The 1,847-nt window shown below is 74.8% G+C and carries 2 protein-coding genes; both read left to right on the top strand.

Translation table 11 applies throughout. The annotated features are described in order from the left end of the window. Positions 1-171: 171 nt before the first annotated feature. Positions 172-723: a peptide deformylase gene (gene def, locus AB0C29_RS46400; RefSeq protein ID WP_360834495.1), complete on the top strand. Its 552-nt coding sequence runs from the start codon at positions 172-174 to the stop codon at positions 721-723. 4 nt (positions 724-727) lie between these two features. Further along, complete coding sequence (gene fmt / locus AB0C29_RS46395; protein ID WP_360834493.1) at positions 728-1,654, top strand: methionyl-tRNA formyltransferase; 927 nt, start codon at positions 728-730, stop codon at positions 1,652-1,654. The last annotated feature ends 193 nt before the right edge of the window (positions 1,655-1,847 follow it).

The following is a 1,847-nucleotide window of genomic DNA, read 5'->3' as shown; positions in this document are numbered from 1 at the left end:
GGCCGGCCGAGGCGCTCACCGCGGTGCTGGAGGCGGAGCCGGCCGCCGCCGCGCCGCCTGTCCGGTGGGACCGGCTCACCCTGCGCGGCTGGGCGACGCCGGGCGTCCGGCCGGGCTCCGTAGACTAGGTGCGATCAGCAATGCTTGTGAGCAGTCAGGAGTGGCACCCGCGTGACCGTCCAGCCCATCCGTCTGTTCGGCGACCCGGTGCTGCGTACGCCGGCCGACGCCGTGGTCGACTTCGACAAGGAACTGCGCCGGCTCGTCCGGGATCTCACCGAGACGATGCAGGACGAGGGCGGCGCCGGCCTGGCCGCACCCCAGCTCGGCGTGGGTCTGCGGGTGTTCACCTTCCACGTCGACGACGTGACCGGCCACATCGTCAACCCCGTGCTGTCGTTCCCCGACGAGGAGGAGCAGGACGGCCCGGAGGGCTGCCTGTCCATCCCGGGCGTGTACGTCGACACCAAGCGTCGCCAGCACGTCGTCGCCCAGGGTTTCACCGAGCACGGCGACCCGTTGCAGCTGGTCGGCACCGGCCTGATGGCGCGCTGCGTGCAGCACGAGACCGACCACCTCGACGGGGTGCTCTTCCTGGACCGGCTGGACGCCGCCGCACGTAAGGACGCGATGAAGCAGATCCGTGCCGCCGAGTGGTACGACGCCGGTGCCCCGCCGAAGGTCAAGGTCAACCCGCACGGCATCTTCGGCCTGGGGCGGTGACCCGGTGCGCCTGATCTTCGCCGGCACCCCCGAGGTGACCCTGCCGTCGCTCGACGCCCTGGCCGCCTCCAGCCACGAGATCGTCGCCGTCGTCACCCGTCCCGACGCCCCGGCCGGCCGCGGCCGCCGCCTGGTGCGCTCACCGGCCGGCGCCTGGGCCGACGAGCGCGGCATCGAGGTGCTCACCCCGCAGCGCCCCCGCGAGCCGGAGTTCCTCGAACGGCTGCGCGAGCTCGCCCCGGACTGCGTGCCCGTGGTCGCGTACGGCGCGCTGGTGCCGCCCAGCGCCCTGGAGATCCCCAAGCACGGCTGGGTCAACCTGCACTTCTCGCTGCTGCCCGCGTGGCGCGGCGCGGCGCCGGTGCAGCACGCCGTCCTGCACGGCGACGAGGTCACCGGTGCGAGCGTGTTCGAGCTCGAGGCCGGGATGGACACCGGCCCGGTCTACGGCACGCTGACCGAGCAGATCCGGCCCACCGACACCTCCGGTGACCTGCTCACCCGGCTGGCCACCGAGGGCGCCGGCCTGCTGGTCGCCGTCCTGGACGCGATCGAGGCCGGCACCGCCCGGGCGCACCCGCAGCCCGCCGACGGCGTGTCGATGGCTCCGAAGATCACCGTCGAGGACGCCCGGGTCCGCTGGAGCGACCCGGCGTTCGCCGTCGACCGGCGCATCCGCGCCTGCACCCCGGCGCCGGGCGCCTGGACCACCCTGCGCGACGAGCGGCTCAAGCTCGGGCCGGTGCGCCCGGTCGCCAACGCCGCCCCGCTGGCCCCGGGGGAGCTGCTCGTCGAGCGCACCCAGGTGTTGGTGGGCACGGCGACCACCCCGGTGGTCCTGGGCGAGGTCCGGGCCGCGGGAAAGAAGCCGATGTCGGCCTCCGACTGGGCGCGTGGCCTGCGCCTCAACCCGGGGGAGACCCTCGCATGATCGATTGCACCGAGCCACGCCCACCCTGGGCGGCCCGCGGCCGCGACGGCGAGGGCCAGGAGAGCATGCGAAAGACAGGCACAGCATGACCGAGGACCATCGGGCCGAGCGGCCGCAGGAGCAGCGCCGGCACAGTGCCGACCGGCCGCACAACGCCGGCCCTGCCCGGGGCCGCCGGGGCGGCGCGGGCCGG

Source organism: Actinoplanes sp. NPDC048791 (assembly GCF_040650095.1).
Classification (GTDB): Bacteria; Actinomycetota; Actinomycetes; order Mycobacteriales; family Micromonosporaceae; genus Actinoplanes.
This window is presented reverse-complemented; position numbering and strand designations above follow the sequence as displayed.